Here is a 23509-nt window from a genome sequence, read left to right on the forward strand (position 1 = left end):
AAACGGCGCGCATCCTACACTGGCCCTCAACTGAGCGTACAGCGCACAGGGGACAGCGAGACCTTGGGCACCGTAATTGGGTTTAAGTTCTTTACTTGTAGCTTGCGACTTAAAACTTGTCGCGGCGAAGCCCTATAATGCGCGCCGGTTTTTTTGGGTGATGGTCATGAGTACAGAAGATCCACGGTTTGCTGGTGTCGCTCGTTTGTATGGCATCGAGGGCCTGGAGCGGCTGCGGGCGGCCCATGTGGCGATCGTTGGTGTCGGCGGCGTCGGTTCCTGGGCGGCGGAAGCCATTGCCCGTTGCGGGGTAGGGGAAATCTCGTTATTCGACCTCGACGATGTCTGCGTCAGTAACAGCAACCGCCAACTGCATGCCCTGGACAGCACCGTGGGCCGGCCCAAGGTCGAGGTCATGGCCGAGCGCCTGCGAGGCATCAATCCGGATTGCACGGTGCATGCGGTTTCGGATTTCGTCACCCGTGACACCATGGCCGAGTACATCACCCCAGATATCGATTGCGTGATCGACTGCATCGACAGCGTGAACGCCAAGGCGGCGCTGATCGCCTGGTGCAAGCGGCGCAAGATCCAGATCATCACCACGGGTGGGGCCGGCGGGCAGATCGACCCGACCCTGATCCAGGTCTGCGACCTGAACCGCACTTTCAACGATCCGCTGGCTTCCAAGGTGCGCTCTACGTTGCGGCGCGATTATGGTTTTTCGCGAACCGTGACTCGGCACTACAGCGTGCCTTGCGTATTTTCCACTGAGCAACTGCGCTATCCCAAGCCGGACGGCAGCATCTGCCTGCAGAAGAGCTTCGTCGGGGATGGGGTCAAGCTCGATTGTGCCGGTGGTTTTGGTGCGGTGATGATGGTGACCGCGACGTTCGGCATGGTCGCGGCGACCAAGGCGGTGGACAAGCTGGTAGCGGGCGTGCGCCGTCCGTCCGAGCGCAACAAGGCGGTGTAGCCTTGCGGCCATAGGCATCACGGACTGGCCCGTGTAACAGCTGCCGCAGGCTGTGTACGGGCGCGCAGCGGCCGCTGGGTCTTGAATCCGCTGAGGGTCCTTCGGGCCTTGTCGCAGCCTCGCGGGCTCGGCGGTGAGTTACACGCTGGCCAGTTCGCCCATCCGTTGCAACACGGCATTCAGGCCGTTGGCGCGCGATGGCGAGAGCTGGCGCGACAGCCCCAGCTGGTTGAACCAGTCCGCCAGGTCCACCTCGCGCAGCTCTTGCGCCGACAAACCGTTGACCCGCGCCAGCAACAGCGCCACCAGGCCACGGATCAGCCGGGCATCGGTGGCCGCGGCGAATTGCCAGCGGCCTTGATCCAGGGTCGCCACCAGCCAGACCTGGCTTTCACAACCGTGCACCCGATTGGCTTCGACCTTGGCGCTGTCGTCCAGGGCCGGCAGGCGTTCGCCCCATTGCATCAACAGGCGCGCCCGCTGTTCCCAGCCCGCGGCTTCCTGGAAGACCCGCAGCGCCGTGCTGGCCTCTTCCGGCAGGCTCATCGCAGCAGCTCCAGGGCCTGGTCCAGGGCTTCGAAGAAGCGCTCCAGGTCTTCTGAATCGTTGTACAGCGCCAGGGACACGCGGATCGCTCCATGCAAGCCAAGGCTCTTGAGCAAGGGCATGGCGCAGTGATGGCCGGCCCGCACGGCGATACCCTGCTCGGTCAGCAGGTGTGCCAGGTCGGCGCTGTGCACGCCGTCGACCACGAAGCTGATCAGCGCCAGCTGCGGCGTGCCCAGCAGCCGGATGCCGTTGCGCGCCTGCAGCCCGTGCAGCAGGTAGGCATGCAGTTTTGCTTCATGTTCGGCCACGGCTTGCTGGTCCAGGCCGCCGAGGTAGTCGAGGGTGGCGCCGAGGCCGATGACCCCGGCGATCGCTGGGGTTCCTGCCTCGAAGCCCAGGGGCGCCGGGCGGAACCTGGCGTGCTGGTAGTCGGCGTCCTGGACCATCTCGCCACCGAATTGCCAATGGCGCAGGCCCTTGAGCGCCGAATGACGACCGAAGAGCACGCCGACGCCTTCCGGGCCGTACAGCTTGTGGCTGGAGAACACATAGAAGTCGCAACCCATGGCCTGCACATCGTGCCGGCCATGGACCACGCCCTGGGCGCCATCGACCACGGTCAGCGCACCCTGGGCCCTGGCCATGGCCAGCAGCGGGGTCAAGGGTTGCCAGGCTCCCAGTACGTTGGACAGTTGGCTGACCGCCAGCAATCGGGTACGCGGGCCGATCAGGCGGCTCGCGGCGTCGATATCCACCAGGCCATCGGCGTCCAGAGGCAGGATCACCAGGCTCAGCCCGCGGCGTTGGGCCAGTTGCTGCCAGGGCAGCAGGTTGGCGTGGTGTTCCAGGGCGCTGACGACGATCTCATCGCCAGCCTCGAATTGATGCTCCAGGCCATAGGCCAAGAGGTTCAGCGCGGAAGTCGCGCCGTGGGTGAAGACCACTTGCCCGCTGTCACCGACATTCAGCCATTGCCCAACCTTGCTGCGGCTGTCTTCGAAGGCCTGGGTGGCATGGGCGCCGGGCAGGTGCTGGGCACGATGCACGTTGGCCGCGCCATTGGCGTAGTAGTGCGCCAGGGCGTCCAGCAGGGCCTGGGGCTTCTGAGTGGTGGCGGCGTTGTCCAGGTAGGTCTGGTCCTGGCGTTGCAGGGCGGCGATGGCCGGGAAATCGGCGCGCCAGGGGGAGGGTAAAAGCATGATGGCGAAACTCGTTCGAACAGGCCGGGCGCTGATGATAAGCGCCCGGCGGGTTCCGGTGGAACCGAGTGCTGGGCTCGCTTAGTTGTGAGCGTGCAGCGCTTCGTTCAGCTCGATGGCCGACTTGTGGGTCTTGCACTCCACCGCGCCGGTTTCCGAGTTGCGACGGAACAGCAGGTCAGGCTGGCCGGCCAGTTCCCGGGCCTTGAGGACCTTGACCAGCTGGTTGTTCTCGTCCAGCAGCGCCACCTTGGTCCCGGCGGTCACGTACAGGCCCGATTCCACGGTGTTGCGATCGCCCAGCGGGATGCCGATGCCGGCGTTGGCGCCGATCAGGCAGCCTTCGCCGACCTTGATCACGATGTTGCCGCCACCCGACAGGGTGCCCATGGTGGAGCAGCCGCCGCCCAGGTCCGACCCCTTGCCGACGAACACGCCAGCCGATACGCGGCCTTCGATCATGCCCGGGCCTTCGGTGCCAGCGTTGAAGTTGACGAAGCCTTCGTGCATCACTGTGGTGCCTTCGCCGATGTAGGCTCCCAGGCGGATCCGTGCGCTGTCAGCGATACGCACGCCGCTTGGCACGACGTAGTCGGTCATTTTCGGGAACTTGTCCACCGAGAACACTTCCAGCAGTTCGCCGCGCAGGCGTGCTTCGAGTTGGCGCTCGGCCAGTTCGGCCAGATCGATGGCGCCCTGGCTGGTCCAGGCGACGTTCGGCAGCAGCGGGAACACGCCGGCCAGGCTCAGGCCATGGGGCTTGACCAGGCGATGGGACAGCAGGTGCAGCTTGAGGTAGGCCTCGGGGGTGCTGGTCAGCTGGGCGTCTTCGGCCAGCAGGGTGGCGACCAGGGGCTTGTGGCTTTCGGCCAGGCGAGTCAGCAGGGCGGCCTGGGCGGCGTCGATACCCTTGAGGGCGTCGGCCATCTGCGCGGCCTGGGTGGTGCTGAAGGTGATGGCCTGGTTGCCTTCGCTGTAGCCGAGGATCGGCGCTACGGCGGCGACGATTTCAGCGGCTGGCTTGAGCAGCGGTGCTGCGTAAAACACTTCCAGCCAAGCGCCTTGGCGGTTCTGGGTGCCGACACCAAATGCCAGGCTGAACAGGGTAGTGGACATGCAGTTACCTCTTGCGAAATTGATTGAGCAGGCTTACTTGAGCGCCGCTGCGTAAAGGTCTGGCTTGAAGCCAATCAGGGTTCTGTTTCCGAGGTCGAGCACCGGACGCTTGATCATCGACGGTTGCGCGAGCATCAGTTCGACGGCCTTGGCCTGGTCGAGGTCGGCCTTGCTGGCGTCATCGAGCTTGCGAAAGGTAGTACCCGCGCGGTTCAGCACCACTTCCCAGCCGTGCTCGGCGCACCACTGGTTCAGGTGCTCGCGATCGATGCCGGAGGTCTTGTAGTCGTGGAAGTCATAGCTGACAGCGTGTTCATCGAGCCAGGTGCGCGCCTTCTTCATGGTGTCGCAGGCCTTGATGCCGAAAAGGTGCAACGTTTTGCTTGAAGCGGTCAAGGAATTGCCCCCTCTGGAGTGCTGGTAATCAAAGGTCCGGGATTATGCCACGACGGCGGCGCTTAGGCGTCGGCGGCGGCGGGGCTTTGTCGCATTGTGTTGCGCGGACCTGGGCGTTGCGACTTTCGTGCAGCGGTGTGAGTGCAGCTTAAGGGGCTAATATGGCACTTCTGCGGCGAATTGTTGCCGCGTTTGTGTGTCTGTTCTGAAAGTCCGAACCAGGAACCCCGCTTTATGCAAACCGCCTATACCGTCCTCATCATGCTGATGCTGGTGAGCCTCTCGCGTCTTGTCGGGCGGGTGATTCCACTGCCACTGCCCCTGGTGCAGATCAGTGCCGGGGCCCTGCTGGCCTGGCCGACCCTGGGCCTGCACGTGGCCCTGGACCCGGAGCTGTTCTTGTTCCTGTTCTTGCCGCCGCTGCTGTTTTCCGACGCTTACACCCCATTTGGGGTGACAAAATGGACACCATTTAATCTATATAAATCAATAGGTTAGGATTTTGAGTAGTGTCCATTTTTTTTCAAATTAAAATGGACGCCGAGGGACTGCAGAGCATGGAGCAAGGGCAGGCAAGGTTCATTCTGGGGTTTTCGACCTCACTGTTCATCTAGGGATGGTCTGAAGTAGCCATGTATTTCCCCGGCATACCACCTAGCGCAACTTTTAAACTCGCCAAATGATCAAAAAACAATCAATTCGACGAGTATTTCTTACGTTTTCGCCACCCGGACCCCACTCCGGTGGCCATTTCCCGCATTACAGGCGCACCTCTCCTGCATTCGTCAGTAAATGTCGGCGCGCCATCCACAGGTTCGACAGAGCGAACAGTGTCACCAGTTGCGCCGTGTTTTTGGCCAAGCCGCGAAAGCGCACCTTGGTGTAACCGAACTGGCGCTTGATTACCCGGAACGGATGCTCGACCTTGGCGCGCACCTGAGCCTTGGCCTTTTCAATCTTGCGCTTGGCTTTGTACAGCACGCTGCGCTTATCGAGTTTTTTGTAGGTGCTGCGGCGTGCCGCCACCTGCCAGATAACTTCACGTCCTTCATGCTCGGGCCGCTTTTCGACACCGGTGTAGCCTGCATCGGCGCAGACCACGTTTTCGTCGCCATGCAGCAATTTGTCCACCTGGGTGACATCCGCCACATTGGCCGCCGTGCCCACTACGCTGTGCACCAGACCCGATTCGTCATCGGCGCCGATGTGGGCCTTCATGCCAAAATAATACTGGTTTCCCTTCTTGGTCTGGTGCATTTCCGGGTCGCGCTTGCCGTCCTTGTTCTTGGTCGAACTGGGCGCATTGATCAGCGTTGCATCGACGATGGTGCCCTGGCGCAGCGACAGGCCGCGGTCGCCCAGATAGCCATTGATGACAGCGAGGATGCCGGCCGCCAGCTCGTGTTTCTCCAGCAAGCGGCGGAAGTTGAGAATGGTGGTTTCGTCGGGGATGCGCTCCAGGTTCAGCCCGGCAAACTGGCGCAGGATCGTGGTTTCGTACAGCGCTTCCTCCATCGCTGGATCGCTGTAGCCGAACCAGTTCTGCAGCAGATGCACACGCAGCATCGCCATCAACGGGTAGGCCGGACGGCCACCTTCACCTTTCGGATAATGTGGCTCGATCAAAGCAATCAAGCCCTTCCACGGCACCACCCGATCCATCTCGATCAGGAACAACTCCTTGCGGGTTTGCTTGCGCTTGCCAGCGTACTCGGCGTCGGCGAAGGTCATCTGCTTCATCGGGAAACTCGGTGGGTGGGGTCGCGGTATTTTGCCAAATCAGAAAGTCTTTTTCAGAGTTTCCCTAGATTTGCACGCATAGGCGAGCATGCTCCAGAAAAGGAGCATGCCCTAAACCCCAGTCAATCTTCGAAACGTGGTGGAACGAGCTTTTCTCCATCTCGCCATTCTTCGGCCAGGCTCACGCCTTCAATGCCTCCCCAGACTTCGCTGCCGGCGTGGTCGAGTACGATGATCTGCAAGTGACCCTTAGCGCGCTTCACGCCTCTTGCCAGGACGCTGAAGACCTTCCGAACGGCGTCACGGTCTTCGTCATCCAGAATGGGTTCAACCTCTTCTGCCCCTTCATCATTGCCCTTCCTCACAGCGCTTTTCACAGGGAAGTAGACTTGGCTCGGCTGGTCGAAGATAAGCAGGTGAGGAACTGAGTGATCTGGTTTTTTCAGGAAATAGAGTTGGAGCGCTAGCAGCGTTGCGATGTGGTAAGCCAGCCAGTTGGCTCCACTGCCGATTTCCCAAAGGAAATCCTCTCGACCATCGTGCTTCACCTTGATCGCCAGATCTGGAATCGACAGGGTAATTTTTGCCTCTGCCCACTCGGCATCGAGATGGGGAGTGATCAGCGCGCAGATATCGCTAATTTCCTGCAGGCTGTTCGTGGTCTTCAGCTTAACCGCCGCGTCAGAGACCTGTGGCTCCAATGCCTTGATCCGGGCTTCTAGAGCCTCTACACGCTCTGTGAGCTCCGAATCTGAGCGGGCTTCGGTGTAGGTCTTGATGGACTGCTGCATGCTACCGAGGAAGCGGTCAATCTCGGTCATCCGCAGTGCATGTTTGGCGCTGAGCTCATCCTTTGCCTCAATGCCCTTGATCTCGGTGCGGATGGCGGCCAGTGTTTCGCTGTCCTGCCGGATAAGGTTGCGAATCCGTACGATCTCTCCTTCCACTGAAGCCGATACTTTAGGCGCTGATCGGGCTACCCGCTCGATGTCTTCCAGTGCGTTGCACAACTCGGAGAGCTGTGACGATGGGTCGACTGTTGGAAAGGCCAAGGGATTTACGCTGTGGTTATTTTCGGCTAGCTCTCTGAGCCACTTCGAAAGAGAAAGACGCTCTTCCATCTTCACCAGAGATGATGAGTAGTTTGTCGCCTCGTCCTTGATTTCCTTGAGGTCATCAAGTTTTAACTTAGCTATGAGGATGTTCTCCGCAATCAATGTTTCGCGATTACGCAGCGCAATCAACACCTCTGTTGATGATTCGATAGCCATGGGAGTGACAACTGCGTCACGCGAAGATTTATAAGCTATTCCTCTAAGCTGTTCCAGCAAGTGCAACCACTCACTGTGTGGCTGGGTATCCTCCGCAGTCAGGCCGTATTCGCGGGAGCGGTAGAACCACACGTTGGCCTCGGCTTTCCACTGTTTCGACACAGCGTCAATTGCTGTGAGTTCGCTTTGAAGGATCTTAAGTTGCTTTCTCAGCTCCTTCAGCTCCCAGACGATCTGTAGCGTTTTCGATTCAATAGCGCCGAGGATGAATGGGAATATACTTTTAAGCTTTTCTCGATTCCCGTAGCTATCTGCTTTATAAAAAAGCACATCGGGGTTTGCTACGATATTTTGTGGCTGAAAAGTAAATGCCATTAAATCTCGGAAGCTTGGGCGGTTTTTGAAACCAAATTCGGACATGTCATCACCAAACCCAATGTTAGGCAGGCCTGACAGTCTGTTCAGTATCTCCTTGACATTGTTTCGGTTGGTATTTTTGTGTTCGATTATCTCGGGTATCTCAATTACCTGCCCCTCGATAATAAACATATCGTCGGTAGAGCGCTGGTTGCCAGGTTCAATCCGAGCTATGAGCTTTTGCCCTTCGTCAGTCTCTACCAATATCCCAAACCATTTGCAGGTCTTGCGTATCGTACCAACTGGGATTGCGCAAAGCTCGGAGCATAGGCAGTAATCAATAATAGGGATTACGGCTGATTTGCCAGCCTTGGATGAGCCACTGATGACGTTTACGTTACCTGGCTTGAACTCCAGCTCTCTGTATTTGCCGCCGTTTTTAGGCCAGAGAATTAGTTTCCGGATCTGTAGTTTCATCAGAGCTTAATCCTTAAAATTGCTTGGACTTCCTGTAAAGTCAACGTCTTGCACCAGTGGCCCAGCTTTTGTGCGGCCTTCATCATGTCTGCTGTCTTTTTTTGCAGGTCTGCGGGAGCTTTAGGTCGTAGACTCTCAACATGCGCATCAGATGTATTCAGGGATATCAAATTGCTTTGTATGGCGATCGATATTGATGCCAGGCTAACATCCCGTAGTTTGAGCATTCGCCCCTGAATGCCAAATAAGATTTCTTGTTCCGATTTAAACTTTCCAGCAAATACGCGCAGCCCAGATGAGGGGTTGGTTGTTATGGCTGCATTTCGAAGCTGCTCGTGAAATAGAATGGGTAGTACGATGAACAATAGTAGCATGGTTGGCAGTTGACCTTGCCCTTTTGGGGCGTAGCCTTCAGTGAATCTCCATATAAGTGCTGCTCCTAGCGCCGGATTCTGCATTAGATAGATTTCGCGGAGAACCGGCTTGGGTCTAATAATCTCTTCCATGGATTAATCATCTTTTGAATTTTTATGGTTGGTCTGGGCCTATTATTTGGGCAGAAGCGACATGTAGGATGGATGCCAGCCAATTATTCGTTCGTTTGCCAAATACTGGAAAGTTCCCCTGGACATATATTCTGGGGTCGCCTTTCCGTTTATTTGAGGGGTCAGGTTGTAGCATCGTAAGTATACGAATTCACCCTGTTGTTTCTGGGTGAGATTTGCAGAACTACCTGTAATGTCCAGGAAATTTTCCTTCCACAAATTTTCAAGGTTATCTATAAAATCTTCAAACTGTGATTCGACTACAAAACCAATCTCACCCCAGCGAGTCTTGCCTGTTTTTGAACGCATGAAGTTGGCCATTGCCTTGGTCTTGTCCCGTTCGCCGCGCCCAATCAGTTCAAGCTGACGCATCATTATCGGATGGTTCAGCATATTGGCCGCTACCTCAAGTGGGTCGGGTGCTGGTACGGAGTACGTTAGGAGGTAATCGAATGATAACTTAGAGCAATGCGTTGATAGCCAATCTGCGAATTCATCCTTGTGAATAATTGCAAGCTTGCGTGCTCCAATTAGTTCGTCAGACCGAATCTTGATCCAACCAATCACTGACCGGCATACATCGTCTAAGGCTGGCTCGGCCACGGTGTTGGAAAGAAAATCTTTGATTGGCTTGACGGGGTCGCTGTCTCCACACTCACAGGAAAACTGTATGACCAGTTGGCTGAGTTTTTCAGGGTCATAACTGAGAAACTTTTTCACATATTGCTTGCAGCCTTCTGGCTTTTCTTTGTTGAACCTTTTCTTGATTGTCTTTACGGTTTCAAGCGCAATTTCTTTTGTGTGAGAGAAGTGCAAAAGTTCCGCTAGCTCCCCTGATTTTTGCTGAACAATATGTAGGCGGAAACGGGTACGACTCAGATCGATGTGACCTCTCTCAATGGCATCGATCCAGTTTGAGAATGTCTTCCATAGATCGGTCGACCAGTCTGAAATGGGATTGGTGGCGAGCCCGCTCTTTGCCTGCTCAACCAAGACTTGATTGTCCGGCTGAACCACATCAGTGTCGTCCAATACTTCCAATGAAACGACGGATCCGGAAGGCGCCTGGAGGAGGTGGAAGCAGAGTCGAGTCGGCTGGATAGAAAATCCGTAGTACTGTCCAGGTGCCGAGGTGGGGTTCGATGAAAGGTTTTGCATGCCTCAGTGCTCTTCCTTAGCGAGTCGTGCCGTATCTAGGCAGCGTTAAGCAGCTCTGATGAAAGCTGCTGTCATCGATATGCATGATATCAGATTGCTACTCTTGGATTCATCCGTGTCTGCTTCACTTATCCTTTGTGAATAGCATGCTAAACGTGCTTAGTCTCGCCAGGCGAGCAAGTTCGTCCCCATCCCCTCGGGCTATCGAAGGAGGGGAGCCCGCAGGGCGATCTCATTAGTAGCTAATCACGTCGGGCCCTGGATAAATTGCTCCGTGTGCCTGCATGAGCCTCAGAGGCCGAGTTAGTTGGGCCTCATCGCCAGCCATTCTATTATCAAGAGATGCTTCTACATCGCCAAAATTGTGGAATTGCTTGGGATTGAACCCTGTTCAGTCTTCCGCAGGCACCGTCCTATCCCACAGGTAACCGACAGTAGAGCGGGTGAGATTTAGCTGCCTCGCGGTCTCGGCCTTACTCAAACCAGCGCCTCTGCACTCAAGTACTTTTCGCAGCTTTAGGATGTCGGCAGGCCGCGCGGCAGGCCGCTTCTGAATGGTCATACCCGCCAGGTGCGCCCTGATGTCATCAGTGCTGATCTTAGCCTCAAGGGCTTTCAAATCTTCGGTAGCCTTGGCGAGTACGTCGGCGGTGGAGATGTTGTCGCGGGTCGAGAGAACGAGCGCCATCAGTGCCACAGGGTTCAATCCGAGCGCCTCGGCCAGCTCTGCGAATTTCTCGATGGTCGGATTGGTCTCGGCGTTCTCAATCCTGCTCAGGTATGTCCGCGATGCCGCGTGAGCCAAGCTCTCCTGCGTGAAGCCCAGATTCTCTCGGATTGTCCGAACGACTGCCGCAAGCGCTTGCTTCAACAAGGCGATGTCCCCAAAAAGCGAGGATATAGCCACGTTAGCGTGTACAGTTACACATCACATAATGTATAAAACTGTACTTTGTGGTGTTGGCGGGATCGCTTGCGTTTCCTAGAGCGCTAGCCGATGACGTCCCAAGACGTGACGGGCTCAAGCCGCGCAGTCCTGGCTTTGAAGATAGTCATACGGGGCGTGGCTCCGGCTGGAGCTGCACGAGAGCCCCCTCAATTATTCGCTAAATCGCATCGCGCCCCGTCGACCTATCGATCGAAGAAGGCGGTGCGGCTAGGTTACATCCGCAGTGGTTTTGAATTGTCGGGAATGAAGCTGATGTCAAATCGTGAGTGGCCGGAAAGCCTTCAGAGGGGCGAAGAACGGCAGAGCGCCTGTCAAGGTTTGCCCTGTGAGGTCGTTCGGGCCCAGGGCGTCGACTGGTCGGTACACATTGACGCGTACTTGTTCAGCGCTGCCAGAGTGGGGGAGAGATACGTGGCGCTCGTATACAACGACCAATCGAGGAAGTCGGAGGACGGAATGACAGTTGCCACGCCCCCCGTGTGGTGTGTTGAAGAGAGGGAGGGCTTCAAGCTGGTGCGTACCGCCGGAGGAGATCATTACGTGATCTCCAGCGAGCAGAGCTCGTGACAGTCTTTTGCCCAGGTAGTCCTCGTGGCAATGGGAGGCGATTCCAGTGGCCGGTCGCCCCAGTCTCAGCCAGTGCCCCGTGAGCACGCCACCTGGCTGCTCATGATGGTTTGTACAAAAAAGTCGCGCCTGCCTAAAACTAATGCCTTAAGGACGAAAAATGGCTGACCTCGAAAAGATAACGGTGATTATCAAAAATTATGACGTGCAGGCAATTAGCGATCTTGATGCACTTTATAATCGCGTAAGACTTGAAGATGAGCAAGGCAATACTTTCTATTTTAAACAAGTGGTAGTTCCAAAGTACCTAAAAAATCATGGTGCCATGGCAACTGAAACTCCACGAACCTGGTATTTTAAGAGGCTTTCGAAAAAGACTATCGTTATTTTGGCTTTTGAAAACAAAAATGGGAAAGTCGAATACGACCTGGATGACGTCCGTTTGATTGCAAGATCAACAGTGTTAAAAGGTGTAGTATTTTCGCTTGCTTCAGTTCCAGCCGCTATTATTGCCGCTACGGCCACGTTTGGCATAGGGTTAGTGCTGCTCCCTATGGGCCTGTGGTATGGATACAGGAACATCTTCAAGCTACCCGCCATGTTGAGTCGCAAAACACTCTTAAGCGATTTCGCGCAGCATGGAATCGTAGTTCGCTAAATTAACAGCAGGTGGTTTTGCGTGAGGTATGGGTGCGGCCTTTACAGGCCGCTGACCTTTTGGATTGATTACTCATCATCAAATGCCGCACGGTGCTGCGCTACATGTGCGAGATCGCGTTGCCACGCGTCGAGAAAATCAATCCAATCCTGTAGGTAATATCCCTCCTCGACCCTGCCTGCGAGGCCGAGCGCAATGACAAAGCGGGATTTCCATGGTTCTGGGATGTCGCGTTCGCGCACGATCCAGCAGCCCACCGGATGAGCTTCTCTAGGCAGCTCTACCAGTTGATCCGGATCGAGATGGCATTCGCTCAATGGAGCGTCATGATCGAGCCGCTCAAGCTCTTCCAGCCTCTTCAAGACTGCCTGAGCGCCCCGGTCGCCAGGCATCAGATCAGCCAGTTGCCGGAGGGCCTTCCTTCTTTCTTGTTCTCGCAGCCAGATGTCGTTCATGAGCAATTCCATGGAGAGTACAAATGTATCCCTTGTGATTGGAGAGGGATGCTGGTCATAGGTTACCCATGCTTGAAGCTGTGAATCTAGGCTGCATAATCCATGCGCAGATCAGAGGGGGTTGGGCAGTATCCCGCGACGCCTTGGCGAGTTCCTCAGGGGGGGGCTCAAGGCGAATGCTGAGCCGCGTGAAGAGCGGGGATCTACCCCGCTCATAGCGTCCCATCTGGGCCTCTAGGTGGTTGGCAATTTCGCCGACGGTCTCCATGCGTTCGTCAAGCTCATCGAGCAGGTTCATGATACTTCCCTTAAACCGCAGGTCGATATCATAGCGTCGAGACCATTATGACTGATTTGCCCACCGCTGAAGCACCTACAAGGAAGCGCCTCTTAATAAGGGAATTTATCTTGCTGGCAGGATTTCAAGATTGCTTGCTCCCCTCCGCTTCAAATAAGTTTCAAACTTACTATCATGAAGTTTATGTACGGCGTTAGTGTTGAGTATATAGCTTGCTTTCAGCATCGCGTTGTCTACGGTGGACAAAATTATATTGTCCTCAATCAAGATGATTCCGGAAAGATGGCGAGATATGTCTGCAAGTGTAATGTCGGATTTAATTTTTTTATTCATGGTTTTGGCTTTGGTTTGAGCCGTAGTGGTTGTGTCGAAAAATATTGAGCCAAGATTGTGAATAAACTCTTGAGGTATGCCCGTTGTGCTAAAGAGCATGATTTTTTCACTGGCCCATGGAAATACGACAAAAATAATTAATGTAGGTTCTTTGCGCGAGAATTTTTTTGCATGTGTTACGAGTAAGCGCTGGTGATTTGCAGCGTGGGTTTTCGAGTCGTAACTACTTTCCGCGAATATTACACCAGCTTCCCATCCAAATCGGTAGGATAGGCCATCGATAACCTTGCTACGGAAGTGCGAGGGTCTTAAGGTTAAGTCGATTTCCTCAACCAGCTCCTTTAACAGGTTGGTACGTTCTTTTTGGAAAATGTCGTAATCCTCATCCTCTGGATATTCAGGTAGGATTGTGAGCTTATTTATGCCTTTAATAGATCGGAATTCTTCAAAAATTCCATCCAGAATTCCACCGCTCTTGTCTGAAAGGATTTTGAAGTCGGAAACGACACCCATTGAAGGGATACACAAGTCGTAGTTGATGTTTTTCATTCCGAAATCGGAGGCGATTGCGTCAGATGCTGCATAGGTAACATCTAGACTAATTTCTCCAGGCCCCGTCTCTGCGTCACTCAGGAAGTAATCCAGTGCCGCCAGTTCTGCATAGTAACCTTCCCATCCACCTAGTTTCGCGACGCCATTCACCGCATTAATGATAGGGGCGGAAATGTTCTGGTTAGTGTCAATGGCGCTTTTGAGTCTGTGAAGGCGTGCCGCGAAATTCCTCCTAAACACCTCAAAATCTGTAGTGCTAGCTACTGCTCCAACAATATTGTTCCATGTTGTAGCTTCGGTGTTGAAGGTTGTTGTTTCTGGGCCGAAAATATTATTTACTAAATCAGCGTAGCACTTCAATTTTGTCATGTGCAAACCTATGTTCTTTAGTTTTTAGAATCTATCGGGTAACTGCATGGCTGCCGCCGAACTCAAATATTGGCAAGCGCTGATTTCACGCCTTTTAGAACTGGTATCAATGTGTAAATATATTTTTTGTCACTTTCAATGCCTGTGAGAAAGCTTTCAAAGTGATAACGTTTTTCTTTGAAGAAATTATTGATTGCCTCAAGGAATTCCAGCATCTCATCTTGTGTCTGTATTTTGGCTGTTTCATCAGAAACTGCGTTGAGAATTCTATTCTGAGTGTCTTGATTTAGGTATTGATAGAGCTTTACCAGCTCATGGGATCTGAATTCTTTTTTAACCTCAAGGCGGCTGTGAAGAATTGTTACTACACCTGGCGAGTCATTCAGGTACTGCTCTATTGTAGTGACTATTTCATCGTCATCCGTCATTTGTATAAAGGCAGGATCGAAGACCCTTTCGACTAGCTGCGATTTGAAGTAAAGCTCTAGTGCTAATGCGCCGTTAGTGAAAAGTACATTTAGCCTTGGATCATCATAGGGGTTCAATTGTTGAGACAAGGCAATGGCTACATCCCCAAATGCAGAGGCACTCTCGATAATGTACGTGTGATCAATCCAGATTGTGGATTCAAAGCCCGGATTTGCTCGCTGGTGGCTTTTTGACTTGGGCATGACGCGTCCTTGATGACCTAGTCGGAGGTGCCATACTAACGATATCAATTTGACAGTGTCGAGTGAGTCGACTTGTTGCCGTATCTGATGGCCTAATGAAGTGAGCACCATTTTGGCTGGATCACGTTGGACTATCGTTCCCCCTTCATCGGGCCTTCGGATCGAACGCCGCCAGACGCTCCGGCTACGGTTAAGATTCACGTGCCAGGTGCAAATGAGCGCCTGGCAATGTGTGGTGTGATTACTCAGACAGTCGGCGTGCTGGGCGTCGTATCAACTAGGTGGGGGCAATTATGGAGAAGCGCATGGTCGCGTTGGAGCGCCACAACCTACCTGAGCTGGAGATTATCGAGCGCCTGGCAGCGACAGTAGGCCCTGAGGCGTTTGAGGCCGACGTGCGACGCCTATCGGAGCTGCATACTGTCGATCCTGAGTCAGCCATTCAATCGATCAGGCGCTTTACTCACCCCTCCATCATTGGGATGAGCGACACACCCTTTCAAATATTTCAGCGGTTGAGTGACGACCTGGTTATGCGAGCGCCTGCGTTGCTGCAGCGCCCAAGTTATCGGTACCGGCATGGCGATAACACAGCAGTCCCTTTCGAGCTCTGGTTGGCGATCGTCCGGCATGCCCGATCGCATTTTGACCCTGCGGGGTTGGATGCAGAATTCTTGATCACAAGAATGCGTGAGGGGCTTTCGAGCCAGGAGGCCTTCGATGCTCTTATTGCTTCAAAGCGCCGCAAATGATGCCAGGGATCGATAGAGGGCGGTAAGCCACTCGGACGTTGTCCGCCACTACTCCATCGCTATGACCCTGAGGTTGGCCAAGAGAGGTCATCTCCCGCGTTGCAATGGCGTGATGACGATGCTCCACAGCGCTTCCGCAGCACCTTCTTGAGACAGCTTCTGGTCGTGACCGGCATAGTGGGACATGCCCAGGGTTTTCAAGTACAGGGCTTGATCATCAGCGTTCACCGAGAGGGACTCGTTGTAGCTGTTGCCAGCAAACGAATCGCCTTGGCTGTAGTAAATCCCGGCACCCAGCTGACCCCCTGTAAATACCGTCCCCCTGGCAACGTCCTGTCCATCCTTATAGATCACTGCGGAAAAGCGATTGGCATCGATTCGACGGTACACCCCTTCATAGCCAGGATTGCGGGCTTGAAGCTCATGAAGCGAGTTCTCGAAGTAGCGAGCGATGTACTCGAAGCTGTCGAGCAAGAACTGATCTTTGTCCCGCTGGGTAAAGCTCTTAGCAACTCGTAGGTTACTCGACCGAGGGCCGGCAGGAGTTGACTGGCTGGACGGCTGTGTAATGACTGACGCCACGCGCTCGATTTGCGATGCAGGACTGGGCACAGCCTGGCGGCATCGTTCTGCAGCCTTGCGTACCGCCTGCGCCACCTGCAGGAAAGCTACATCCCGGTCGGGCCAAAGGGTGACCGGTTTACCATCCTCAGGCGTGGCAAGCAGCTTGCCGAAGGGAGCATGGTGCCAATCACACGCGCGCAGAATCACAGGGATGACGATCGCGTCCTTAGCCGCGTGGCGCTCCATGGCACGAGCCATCTCGATGTTGTAGCAATAATCTGAGGCGATGAAGTCCGGGCTCACTAGGAGAAGGATGATTTCGTCACTGTTGATGTGGTTGTCGATGGCCGCATCAATTTCCTGACCTGCACCAATCCGGCGGTCATGCCACGTGTCGATCACGCCCTGGCGTTTGAGCATCGAGAGCTGCTTTTCCAGCTGATCACGAAGCGCTTCATCGGCATGGCAGTATGAGAAAAATACGCTCGGCAAGATCGGCACTCCCTGGATTTGTGATGGCTTTAGATCTTAGGGGCTGTCCTATGACCAAGTACAGGCCCTAGCCACACTGGAGCGTCAGACCTAGACCAGGGAGCGGTACAAGCGTTGGAAGTCAAGCGCCTGATTGATCGGTTGATGACGTATCGAAACTGCATCAGCCTTTGAAGCATGGCGTAAGGCACAGCAACGCGATCCATCGACAGAGTGATCCTGTAAAGATCATTGCTCCTTTCCCCACAAGATAGAGCTGTCCGAGCCTGTCTATTTTGGGCCTTTGGCCGGTTTACAGACCGATTCAATCCCCATTATAAACCTACCTCCTGTGAGGCCTGGCTCTAAGGCGAAATTACCTTGGGCAAGTTAGGGCTTCGCCATCAAGATAGGACGTCAGGGAATGCCAGCAAAGATTCAAGTCTCGGAAGCTTACTGCCTAGAGCTTGGGGAAGTCGTTTCCATTACAGATGCACGCAGGGCCTACTTCTCGCAGCCTGAGCCCAGAGCTCGTTTCACGTTTCAGTGTTCCTACGCTGATTGCATGGCGTTGAGCAAGCGGCCCACGATCACGGCAGTGAACTATGCAAGCTTGCCACAGGATACCTATCGGGCAGCGCATTTTCGCGACCCCGGTGTGGGTCATGCGCTTGGTTGCCACTGGCAGGATGAGGAGCCCGCTGTAAGCGATCAAGACCCGGGAGGAGAGGCTGCGCATAAGGATCGAGAGGCCAAACGTAAGCTCCATGATTTCATTGATGAGTTCGATCCCACCGCCGTCAAACCGAAGGATGGAGATGGGGTGTCAGGGAATGCTGGATCAAAGTCAGCCGATGGTCGTGGGAAAGGCAGCAGTGGTGTTGCGAAAGGCAATTCCTTCTCAACCAGAAACCGCACTAGCAGTTTCGAGCGGCTCGTCGAGTACTATCGCAACGCGCACAAGGATCTTCCGAGCACCGAGTTCTTTGGCCTGCAACTGAAGGTTACGGGTGAGGGGGAGATGCCGCTTATCTCCTACTTTCCAAGCATATCGAAAGCGGCACCCGATTCACCCAGTCGGGTTATCCATGGCGGGGCTCGACTGGAGCCCCGCAAGGGTAGTGGGTTCATGTTTTGGTTCATCGATCGTGTCGATGGAAAGGGCGTTTACCTGAAGGTCACCAAGCAGGAAATGGATGCTTACCGGTTCCGAGGCTTCTTTAACGACATCCTCGCCGAAGATGACGCTGACTATTTCCGAGTGTTCGGTCTGGGGCGTCTGGTGCTTTCTGAGACCAAGAAAAGCTACAGGCTTGAGATTGAAGACCTCAACCGTCTGACGATTTTTGCGGTCAAGAAAAAGCAGTTTGCGTAATTTTTGACGGGCGGTGATCGCTGGTAGTCGGCTGATAACCTAATCGTTGTGTTTGGCGGGTAGCATGATGTCTGTGGGTTGTGGCATACAGGCAGTCGGCGCTTTCCGTTGGGCGCTGTCACTCATGAATACGCCAGGGACGACATGGAAGATATTGAACGTCGGATAGCTGATAAGCACTTCAAGCCAGGCGAGGGGTTTCTGCAGATTTATGCCGAAGACCCAGACGGACAGATGTATTGCTCGCTTCTGCGCCAGGGCAGGAAGATGTGCGCTTCACTGCCCGGCGATAAAGTGAGTCTCTACTTTGTCGATGGGGTCAGGCGCCAAGCCGGCGCGGATTCAGAGCTCAAGGTAGTGATGGTATGGAAGGGTATGCTTGATTTGATATTCAAGCTGGCGTCCTTAGTGACCGTGCATGCCCGGCCCATACCTTCAACCTACCAGGCTGCGCCTTTGCCGTGGCGTAACGACGTCAAGGTCTGGCTTAAAGATGGCGTCTTCGACTGGGAGAGCCCGGACTATTGGTGGTTACACGATCCTGAATACCGGGCAACCTTCGAAACATTTACGTTCGCTATCTTCTGCTTCATCGTTCTGCATGAAGTCGGTCATTTTCATAACCTCCACGCGGTTCGCCGGATGGAGCGAGGTGCACCACTGGAAGCTGAGTCGGCAGCCGATCGAGAGCGGCTGGAGCGGCACGCGAGAGAGGTCATCGCCGATACCTATGCGATGCAGTTCCTGATGGATGAGCTGAAGCAGAGGCAATTTGCCGACGAGACGCACTATCATCCTCAGAGACACATTGCGATTACCTACGCGTGCTTCACTTTCGCGCTCATTTCAGTATCGGCAACATTCTGGGGCTTTAGCGTAGCCATCCCCATGGATGAGTCGCACCAGGAGAACTTCTACCCTGGCCATGCCTTCAGGCTTCGCGCGATTCAGAGCACAGCGTTGGAGCATGGAATAAATGGACTCGAACCTAGCCTGGCTCACGTCCTCGTTTCAGAGGCAATGAAGCAGAGCTTTGAAATCCTGTCGGCTATGTCGGACGGTGATTTCGTAACGTGGGATCAACCGCTTCAAAACCCTATCCATGGTGCTCATTACGAAAAGGTGTGCGAGGAGGTCAGAAACTGGTCGAACCCGTTTTACGGCAGCAAAAATTGATTTGTCGCCCTCGACCCTGAACGCCTCGGGGCCGGAGCCCTAGCAGGCATTCCCAGATGCCTTGAGCGCCTTCGGATTCAACACGGTTGAGGCCTGGAAGTGTTAGCAAAGAGAGTGGCTACGTTCGCCTGAAAAACCTGGACGCCATCGGGCCTAGTGTTGGGATGCCGAGTCACGGTCGCTAGCGCTTCTGCTCGATCTTTTACACCGATCACCACAGAATGTTGCACCGTCACCAGTGCTCGGTTCTGCCTGAGCACAAAAGCCTTCTGTAAGAGCGAAGTGGAAGCCCCTATGCAATCTGACGACCAACTCAATACTGTGGACGTGCTCGATCCTGCCCAGCTCAAGCGCATCGAGTCTCTGCACAGAGGTTTCCTGTATCAGCACCTATATGGTGTGGGCTGCTTGCTCTTGGCGCAGGCTGCGGGCGTCAAAGAGGTGCTAGTCGAGCTTGATGAAGACATCGAGCTCAGTACCGATGCCGGACGAGTCTATGTCCAGGTCAAAACTCGTTCTCAGCCGCTGATGCCTGGCGACGTTGCAGGTGCATTGGAGCGCTTCGAGCAGATTCGGAAGTCGCATGGGCCGGAGGGTCGCTCTGGGAGCGCAAAGTTCGTGATCGTTGCGAACCAGCCTCTCGGCAGAGCGCTTCAAGAGCAGGTAGACGAGGAAAAGACGCCCTCGGATCTGACCTATATCTATCCCGGATCGAAGGCCCCGCCCCCCGAATACCTTCCGCCTGCGTGGGTGAAATTGGAGGAGGCGGCCCAGTGGTGCGTAGACCTGGCTGAAAAGCTGCAGTTCTCTCTTCTCTCACCTTCCGCGCTGACTTGGAAAATGGCGGGGTTGGTGATGCTGGCGTCCGCAGGCGGCAACGGAAACGCCAAGCACGTATTCCGCACTTCGGACTTGCCGGGCTTGTTCGAGCAACTGATCGTGCAGCTGCAAGATTTTCCTACGCCGCCTGCCTCCTATAGGCCTCAACAGAACGAACCTGCACTCGTATCGGCGGAGCGGGTACGGATCATTTGCGGTTTGTCCGGTGCTGGGAAGACGACTTGGGCATCCTACGCGGCTCTGCATAGCCCTGAACCATGTGCCTACTACGACGTTGGTGACCTCCCAGGGCCCGCGATTGCGAGCTCGATCGTGCGCGAGCTTGCCTCCAAGTACTCCCAAAAAGACCCCGAAGGTATTCGGAAGATTCTGTTGCCTGGTGCTAGCGGTTACGAAGCCATTCGGGCATTCGACCGATTTTTGGAGCAGGCTCAGGCGCCCTTGGTGGTTGTGATCGACAACGCACACCGCGTTCCAGTCGCCCACCTGCGAGATTTGCTGAACGCGACGCGCCACATCCGTTTCACTCTTCTGTGCCAGCCTCATGAAAACGTCCGTGAACTTGAAGCGGTCATGACGTTGCGGCGTGAGACGCTTCTCGGGTGGGATCTGGATACCGTGGCGCGGGTGGCTAGTGACGCCGGCGCGTTCGGCAGTGCTCAGGCATTTGAGGAGCTCCGAACATATTCCGGTGGGTTTCCGCTATACGTTGACAGCGCCGTTGCGGTTGCCATGTCGGAATATGGCGGCGACATCGAAGCGCTTTGTGTCGATCTCGGCCAGCAATCGAACGTAGTGGAAACGGCCCAGGAGGTCATCCTGGCTCGCGTTTACGATGGTTTCGATGAGGTTACCCAGAACACGTTAGCCATTGTCAGCCTTGCAGATACAGGGCTCACGCATGAGGAAGTCGTCCGTTTGCTATCGGCTACGCTCAAGCTGTCCCAAGGCGGCGCAGCAGCGGCCATCAAAAAAATCCAGGCGACAGGGACAGTTGAGGTGTTTGGCGCCAAGACACTCAAAGTCCATGACGCTGTCCGTACGTTAGGCCTACGTCACCTGGAGCTCATGGGCGAGCCCGTGATTACTGAGGCATTGGTAGCGCTGAAGGAGCTGCTGATCCGAAGCCTGGAAAAGAGTCGTGATGTTTCGCGGTTTTCGCTACTCACGCGTGTTTTCATCAGGCTCCACGATGTGATGACCCTGATCGGCCTCGCAGGCGAGGAACTGTTTTACGAGATGGGGATATCGGTCGACATCACCTCCAGCTTGAAGCGGGCACTTGATACGGACGAACTCAACCCACACGAGGCGTTCTGGGCGCTTGATGCCCTTGTGTTTTCCTACATGCGAGAAGGGCGCTTTGACGAGGCGGCTGAACCTCTCTCGATGATGCAGCAGCTTCTTGATACTCACGGATTCGAGGCCCGCGAGCAGATCGCATGGGCGATGCGAAAAGTGCTGCTGGCGTCCGACCAGGGCCGTGCGGACGAGGTTGAACAGGCGGTAGCGTACGCCACCCCGAAAATCCCTGACCCCGACTACCGCCGAGTATTCGATTACAACCACGCAGTCGCACTGTGGAAATTGAAGCGCCACAAAGCCGCTGAAGCGATGTGCGAGAAAGTGGTCAATGAATACTTCGAGATCTTGGGGCTGACGCCTAAAGCTGTGATGGGCAAAAATTCGGATGTCCTGTGGGAGGTCATCAAGCGACCACCAAATGTCCATGAACACATCAAGCACCTTGCGGACGCCCTGGAAGTGTACGCCAAAGCTCGCGAAGGCCAGGGATTGAAAGCGCCCTTGCAACGTATCCATGCCATGAAATTTTATGGAATGGTGGAGGGGTACGAGTCGATTGTGCGGGTCGGGCAAGACCTGGCCGATGAGTTTGTGGGGATCAAAGACTTCGTGGGTGCAAAGGAAGTCATGGAACAGCATGTCCTGCCGGTCGTTACTGGGGCAGGTCTTATCGGAAGGCTGGTTCAGGTCAGAAGTCAGTATGCGGTGATACTGGCTCGGTGTGGTGATCACCAAGGTGCAATCTCTGAAATCAGGCGGCTAGACCCCTACCTGGAAGGTGTGGAAGATTGGCAGAAGCAGGAGCTGCATGGCCAAACTCTACTGATTGGCAGCATCATCAGTGAAAGCAGGCGTGTGGCGTTCCGTTCCCAGGTGGGGGCAGTAGGTCGCAACGAGCAGTGTCCGTGTGGGTCAGGGCGGAAGTTTAAAAAGTGCCACGGGACATAAGCCCGTCGAGGACTGATGTGCCCGATAGCTACTCGGGCACGCATCTCTTGCCAAAGTTGGTCAGCTCAGGCTCGCTGACCAGTCGATCCGCAAATGGCGCATTTGGGGCTCCCAGTCCTCTCGCGGTTTTCTGGCAGCCGGCATACATGGAACCCTGCGAGCCAGGCGCTGCTCCGTCAAGGTGTACAAATGGAAAAAAAATTGATCCTGTCCTTCTAGAGGCCGCAATTCGAGTGTTCGGTAGCGAGGCGCTTGCAATGCATTGGCTGATGACCCAGGCAAGCGCTTTAGCCGACAAAAGGCCGGTAGATGCGACCGTTGAGGATGTATTGGAGTTACTGTCTCGCCTGGAGCATGGTTTTGGTGCTTAACGAACCGAGCCTCCGGCTATGATAGGTTTTCATGTCGAGGATTTCGGTCAGGATCATCGTATCGGTAGCCCGTTGGGTCTTTCACAGCGATGTCCTATGCTCGATTCGCTGTGCTTGATCAAGGACGCGTGGCATGCCCAAGATAAAACCGTTTGATATGAAGCTCCTGGATCTCATCTTCGAGATGGAAGGGGGGTACGTTTTGGATTTTTCAAACGCTACCTTCAGCCGGTTCTTCCTCGGGGAGTTGGAGATCGATATTGATGATCAACTCTTCACCGCCGATGGTACGTCCAAGGCCAAGCGTTTTCGCAGCTTCCTAAACCTTGCAGATACCCAGACGTGTGTACGAGCCTTGAAGGCCGTGTGGGCCCATCGACAAGCGCGCTTGTTGCACGAAGGTCGAGATGACCCAGTCGCAAGTGCGGAAGGGCGTTTTCTGACCCTGATCCAAGATTTGGAATCGGGAACCTCCAGTAGCGGCGTTGCAGGAGACCCATTTGCCGCAGTGCGCAAAGTCAGCATTGATGAGGCGGCCAAGCTCAAGCAGGCTCTGCTAGATATCCATAAGCTCGCGGCTCAGGCACGTGGTTATGCGTTTGAAACGTTCCTGCAGCAGCTGTTTCAGGCCTCCAATCTCCAACCACGTGCCCCATTCCGGAATACCGGGGAACAGATCGACGGGAGCTTCCTGTGTCGCGGTGACATCTACCTCGTCGAAGCGAAGTGGGTAACTAACCCCATTGGAGCTGGTGAGCTTCATGTCCTTCAGGGCAAGATCAACGAAAAGGCTGCATGGACACGCGGAGTGTTCATCAGCTACTACGGCTTCACGGATGTTGGACTAGAAGCCTTCGGTCGTGGGAAAAGCCTGGTATGTATTTCTGGCAAAGATATCCGCGACGCGTTCGACAAACAGATTCCGTTCGCCGACGTTATTGACCGCAAGGTTCGAGCTGCCGCAGAGACCGGATCGGTGTTCGTTGAGGTGAACAGCCTGTTTTAGATCGAGAGCTATCTTCAGTCCGGGATAGCAGTTAGGCGTTGACTGACTGTATTCTTGCCCCACCA

22 protein-coding genes and 1 pseudogene are annotated in these 23509 nt (G+C 54.9%); 9 read left to right on the forward strand and 14 right to left on the reverse strand.

Annotated features, from left to right (window positions below; all coding sequences use genetic code 11):
- Positions 1–166: 166 nt before the first annotated feature.
- A complete protein-coding gene (gene tcdA / locus ATY02_RS06895) occupies positions 167–976 on the forward strand; it encodes a tRNA cyclic N6-threonylcarbamoyladenosine(37) synthase TcdA (RefSeq protein WP_068583815.1) in 810 nt (269 codons plus the stop codon).
- A 138-nt stretch (positions 977–1114) separates the two neighbouring features.
- On the opposite strand, the gene ATY02_RS06900 is transcribed toward tcdA, so the two are convergent.
- The 4 genes from ATY02_RS06900 to ATY02_RS06915 form a co-directional block, all read right to left on the reverse strand.
- Positions 1115–1522: a SufE family protein gene (locus ATY02_RS06900; RefSeq protein ID WP_068583799.1), complete on the reverse strand. Its 408-nt coding sequence runs from the start codon at positions 1520–1522 to the stop codon at positions 1115–1117.
- On the reverse strand, positions 1519–2724 hold the full coding sequence (locus tag ATY02_RS06905; protein ID WP_068583801.1) for an aminotransferase class V-fold PLP-dependent enzyme: 1206 nt from the start codon (positions 2722–2724) through the stop codon (positions 1519–1521). Before ATY02_RS06905 ends, ATY02_RS06900 begins: the two co-directional genes overlap by 4 nt.
- 81 nt (positions 2725–2805) lie before the next feature.
- A complete protein-coding gene (gene dapD / locus ATY02_RS06910) occupies positions 2806–3840 on the reverse strand; it encodes a 2,3,4,5-tetrahydropyridine-2,6-dicarboxylate N-succinyltransferase (RefSeq protein ID WP_068583804.1) in 1035 nt (344 codons plus the stop codon).
- A gap of 33 nt (positions 3841–3873) precedes the next feature.
- Positions 3874–4182 carry an arsenate reductase gene (locus tag ATY02_RS06915; protein ID WP_241108959.1) on the reverse strand — a complete coding sequence of 103 codons (309 nt, stop codon included), beginning with the start codon at positions 4180–4182 and terminating at the stop codon, positions 3874–3876.
- Positions 4183–4470: 288 nt separating this feature from the next.
- Here ATY02_RS06915 and ATY02_RS06920 point away from each other — a divergent pair.
- Positions 4471–4677: pseudogene (locus ATY02_RS06920) on the forward strand (cation:proton antiporter); the annotation flags it as partial.
- A 318-nt stretch (positions 4678–4995) separates the two neighbouring features.
- On the opposite strand, the gene ATY02_RS06925 reads toward ATY02_RS06920, so the two are convergent.
- The 5 genes from ATY02_RS06925 to ATY02_RS06945 all read right to left on the reverse strand — a co-directional run bounded on the left by ATY02_RS06925 (position 4996) and on the right by ATY02_RS06945 (position 10658).
- Complete coding sequence (locus ATY02_RS06925) at positions 4996–5976, reverse strand: IS5-like element IS1384 family transposase (protein ID WP_010466230.1); 981 nt, start codon at positions 5974–5976, stop codon at positions 4996–4998.
- 122 nt (positions 5977–6098) lie between these two features.
- Positions 6099–8081: a DUF3732 domain-containing protein gene (locus tag ATY02_RS06930; RefSeq protein WP_068576813.1), complete on the reverse strand. Its 1983-nt coding sequence runs from the start codon at positions 8079–8081 to the stop codon at positions 6099–6101.
- On the reverse strand, positions 8081–8587 hold the full coding sequence (locus ATY02_RS06935) for a three component ABC system middle component (RefSeq protein ID WP_068576815.1): 507 nt from the start codon (positions 8585–8587) through the stop codon (positions 8081–8083). Before ATY02_RS06935 ends, ATY02_RS06930 begins: the two co-directional genes overlap by 1 nt.
- A gap of 42 nt (positions 8588–8629) precedes the next feature.
- On the reverse strand, positions 8630–9784 hold the full coding sequence (locus ATY02_RS06940; RefSeq protein WP_068576816.1) for an ABC-three component system protein: 1155 nt from the start codon (positions 9782–9784) through the stop codon (positions 8630–8632).
- 391 nt (positions 9785–10175) lie between these two features.
- Positions 10176–10658: a helix-turn-helix domain-containing protein gene (locus ATY02_RS06945; protein ID WP_228022253.1), complete on the reverse strand. Its 483-nt coding sequence runs from the start codon at positions 10656–10658 to the stop codon at positions 10176–10178.
- A gap of 802 nt (positions 10659–11460) precedes the next feature.
- On the opposite strand from ATY02_RS06945, the gene ATY02_RS06950 reads away from it, so the two are divergent.
- Complete coding sequence (locus ATY02_RS06950; RefSeq protein ID WP_068576818.1) at positions 11461–11958, forward strand: hypothetical protein; 498 nt, start codon at positions 11461–11463, stop codon at positions 11956–11958.
- A gap of 68 nt (positions 11959–12026) precedes the next feature.
- Here the strand turns inward: ATY02_RS06950 and ATY02_RS06955 are convergent, their stop codons facing one another.
- From ATY02_RS06955 to ATY02_RS06970, 4 genes are all read right to left on the reverse strand, one after another.
- On the reverse strand, positions 12027–12413 hold the full coding sequence (locus ATY02_RS06955; protein ID WP_083235634.1) for a hypothetical protein: 387 nt from the start codon (positions 12411–12413) through the stop codon (positions 12027–12029).
- A 55-nt stretch (positions 12414–12468) separates the two neighbouring features.
- Entirely contained in the window at positions 12469–12711 is a 243-nt protein-coding gene (locus ATY02_RS06960; protein ID WP_068576822.1) for a hypothetical protein, read from the reverse strand.
- Between the two features lie 105 nt (positions 12712–12816).
- Positions 12817–13965, reverse strand: a complete 1149-nt coding sequence (locus tag ATY02_RS06965; RefSeq protein WP_141698176.1) for a hypothetical protein — start codon at positions 13963–13965, stop codon at positions 12817–12819.
- A gap of 62 nt (positions 13966–14027) precedes the next feature.
- Positions 14028–14636, reverse strand: a complete 609-nt coding sequence (locus ATY02_RS06970) for a hypothetical protein (RefSeq protein WP_068576826.1) — start codon at positions 14634–14636, stop codon at positions 14028–14030.
- Between the two features lie 305 nt (positions 14637–14941).
- Here ATY02_RS06970 and ATY02_RS06975 point away from each other — a divergent pair, with 305 nt between their 5' ends.
- Positions 14942–15388 (forward strand): hypothetical protein, encoded by a 447-nt coding sequence (locus tag ATY02_RS06975; RefSeq protein WP_223290639.1) that lies wholly within the window; start codon positions 14942–14944, stop codon positions 15386–15388.
- Between the two features lie 87 nt (positions 15389–15475).
- Here ATY02_RS06975 and ATY02_RS06980 read toward each other — a convergent pair whose 3' ends face one another.
- Positions 15476–16444: a toll/interleukin-1 receptor domain-containing protein gene (locus tag ATY02_RS06980; RefSeq protein WP_068576828.1), complete on the reverse strand. Its 969-nt coding sequence runs from the start codon at positions 16442–16444 to the stop codon at positions 15476–15478.
- 403 nt (positions 16445–16847) lie between these two features.
- On the opposite strand from ATY02_RS06980, the gene ATY02_RS06985 reads away from it, so the two are divergent.
- The 5 genes from ATY02_RS06985 (at position 16848) to ATY02_RS07005 (ending at position 23444) form a co-directional block, all read left to right on the forward strand.
- Positions 16848–17798 (forward strand): ATPase, encoded by a 951-nt coding sequence (locus ATY02_RS06985; protein ID WP_068576830.1) that lies wholly within the window; start codon positions 16848–16850, stop codon positions 17796–17798.
- Between the two features lie 144 nt (positions 17799–17942).
- Entirely contained in the window at positions 17943–18974 is a 1032-nt protein-coding gene (locus ATY02_RS06990; RefSeq protein WP_064378992.1) for a hypothetical protein, read from the forward strand.
- A gap of 294 nt (positions 18975–19268) precedes the next feature.
- Positions 19269–22067, forward strand: coding sequence for an SEC-C metal-binding domain-containing protein (locus ATY02_RS06995; protein ID WP_068576832.1), 2799 nt, complete (start codon positions 19269–19271; stop codon positions 22065–22067).
- Positions 22068–22213: 146 nt separating this feature from the next.
- Positions 22214–22438, forward strand: a complete 225-nt coding sequence (locus ATY02_RS07000) for an MbcA/ParS/Xre antitoxin family protein (RefSeq protein WP_083235635.1) — start codon at positions 22214–22216, stop codon at positions 22436–22438.
- A gap of 133 nt (positions 22439–22571) precedes the next feature.
- A complete protein-coding gene (locus ATY02_RS07005) occupies positions 22572–23444 on the forward strand; it encodes a restriction endonuclease (protein WP_068576835.1) in 873 nt (290 codons plus the stop codon).
- Positions 23445–23509 lie beyond the last annotated feature (65 nt).

It is taken from the genome of Pseudomonas sp. BIOMIG1BAC, from assembly GCF_001705995.2.
Lineage (GTDB): Bacteria > Pseudomonadota > Gammaproteobacteria > Pseudomonadales > Pseudomonadaceae > Aquipseudomonas > Aquipseudomonas sessilinigenes.

Bases quoted from the DNA above. Each gene is read 5' to 3' on its own strand.
- ATY02_RS06955 (WP_083235634.1), bottom strand. From the start codon at position 12,413: ATGAACGACATCTGGCTGCGAGAACAAGAAAGAAGGAAGGCCCTCCGG.
- ATY02_RS06985 (WP_068576830.1), top strand. From the start codon at position 16,848: ATGCCAGCAAAGATTCAAGTCTCGGAAGCTTACTGCCTAGAGCTTGGG.
- ATY02_RS06915 (WP_241108959.1), bottom strand. From the start codon at position 4,182: ATGAAGAAGGCGCGCACCTGGCTCGATGAACACGCTGTCAGCTATGAC.
- ATY02_RS06940 (WP_068576816.1), bottom strand. From the start codon at position 9,784: ATGCAAAACCTTTCATCGAACCCCACCTCGGCACCTGGACAGTACTAC.
- ATY02_RS07000 (WP_083235635.1), top strand. From the start codon at position 22,214: ATGGAACCCTGCGAGCCAGGCGCTGCTCCGTCAAGGTGTACAAATGGA.
- ATY02_RS06925 (WP_010466230.1), bottom strand. From the start codon at position 5,976: ATGAAGCAGATGACCTTCGCCGACGCCGAGTACGCTGGCAAGCGCAAG.
- ATY02_RS06950 (WP_068576818.1), top strand. From the start codon at position 11,461: ATGGCTGACCTCGAAAAGATAACGGTGATTATCAAAAATTATGACGTG.
- ATY02_RS06905 (WP_068583801.1), bottom strand. From the start codon at position 2,724: ATGCTTTTACCCTCCCCCTGGCGCGCCGATTTCCCGGCCATCGCCGCC.
- ATY02_RS06930 (WP_068576813.1), bottom strand. From the start codon at position 8,081: ATGAAACTACAGATCCGGAAACTAATTCTCTGGCCTAAAAACGGCGGC.
- ATY02_RS06935 (WP_068576815.1), bottom strand. From the start codon at position 8,587: ATGGAAGAGATTATTAGACCCAAGCCGGTTCTCCGCGAAATCTATCTA.
- ATY02_RS06995 (WP_068576832.1), top strand. From the start codon at position 19,269: ATGCAATCTGACGACCAACTCAATACTGTGGACGTGCTCGATCCTGCC.
- dapD (WP_068583804.1), bottom strand. From the start codon at position 3,840: ATGTCCACTACCCTGTTCAGCCTGGCATTTGGTGTCGGCACCCAGAAC.
- ATY02_RS06975 (WP_223290639.1), top strand. From the start codon at position 14,942: ATGGTCGCGTTGGAGCGCCACAACCTACCTGAGCTGGAGATTATCGAG.
- ATY02_RS07005 (WP_068576835.1), top strand. From the start codon at position 22,572: ATGCCCAAGATAAAACCGTTTGATATGAAGCTCCTGGATCTCATCTTC.
- ATY02_RS06900 (WP_068583799.1), bottom strand. From the start codon at position 1,522: ATGAGCCTGCCGGAAGAGGCCAGCACGGCGCTGCGGGTCTTCCAGGAA.
- ATY02_RS06970 (WP_068576826.1), bottom strand. From the start codon at position 14,636: ATGCCCAAGTCAAAAAGCCACCAGCGAGCAAATCCGGGCTTTGAATCC.
- ATY02_RS06965 (WP_141698176.1), bottom strand. From the start codon at position 13,965: ATGACAAAATTGAAGTGCTACGCTGATTTAGTAAATAATATTTTCGGC.
- tcdA (WP_068583815.1), top strand. From the start codon at position 167: ATGAGTACAGAAGATCCACGGTTTGCTGGTGTCGCTCGTTTGTATGGC.
- ATY02_RS06990 (WP_064378992.1), top strand. From the start codon at position 17,943: ATGGAAGATATTGAACGTCGGATAGCTGATAAGCACTTCAAGCCAGGC.
- ATY02_RS06960 (WP_068576822.1), bottom strand. From the start codon at position 12,711: ATGAACCTGCTCGATGAGCTTGACGAACGCATGGAGACCGTCGGCGAA.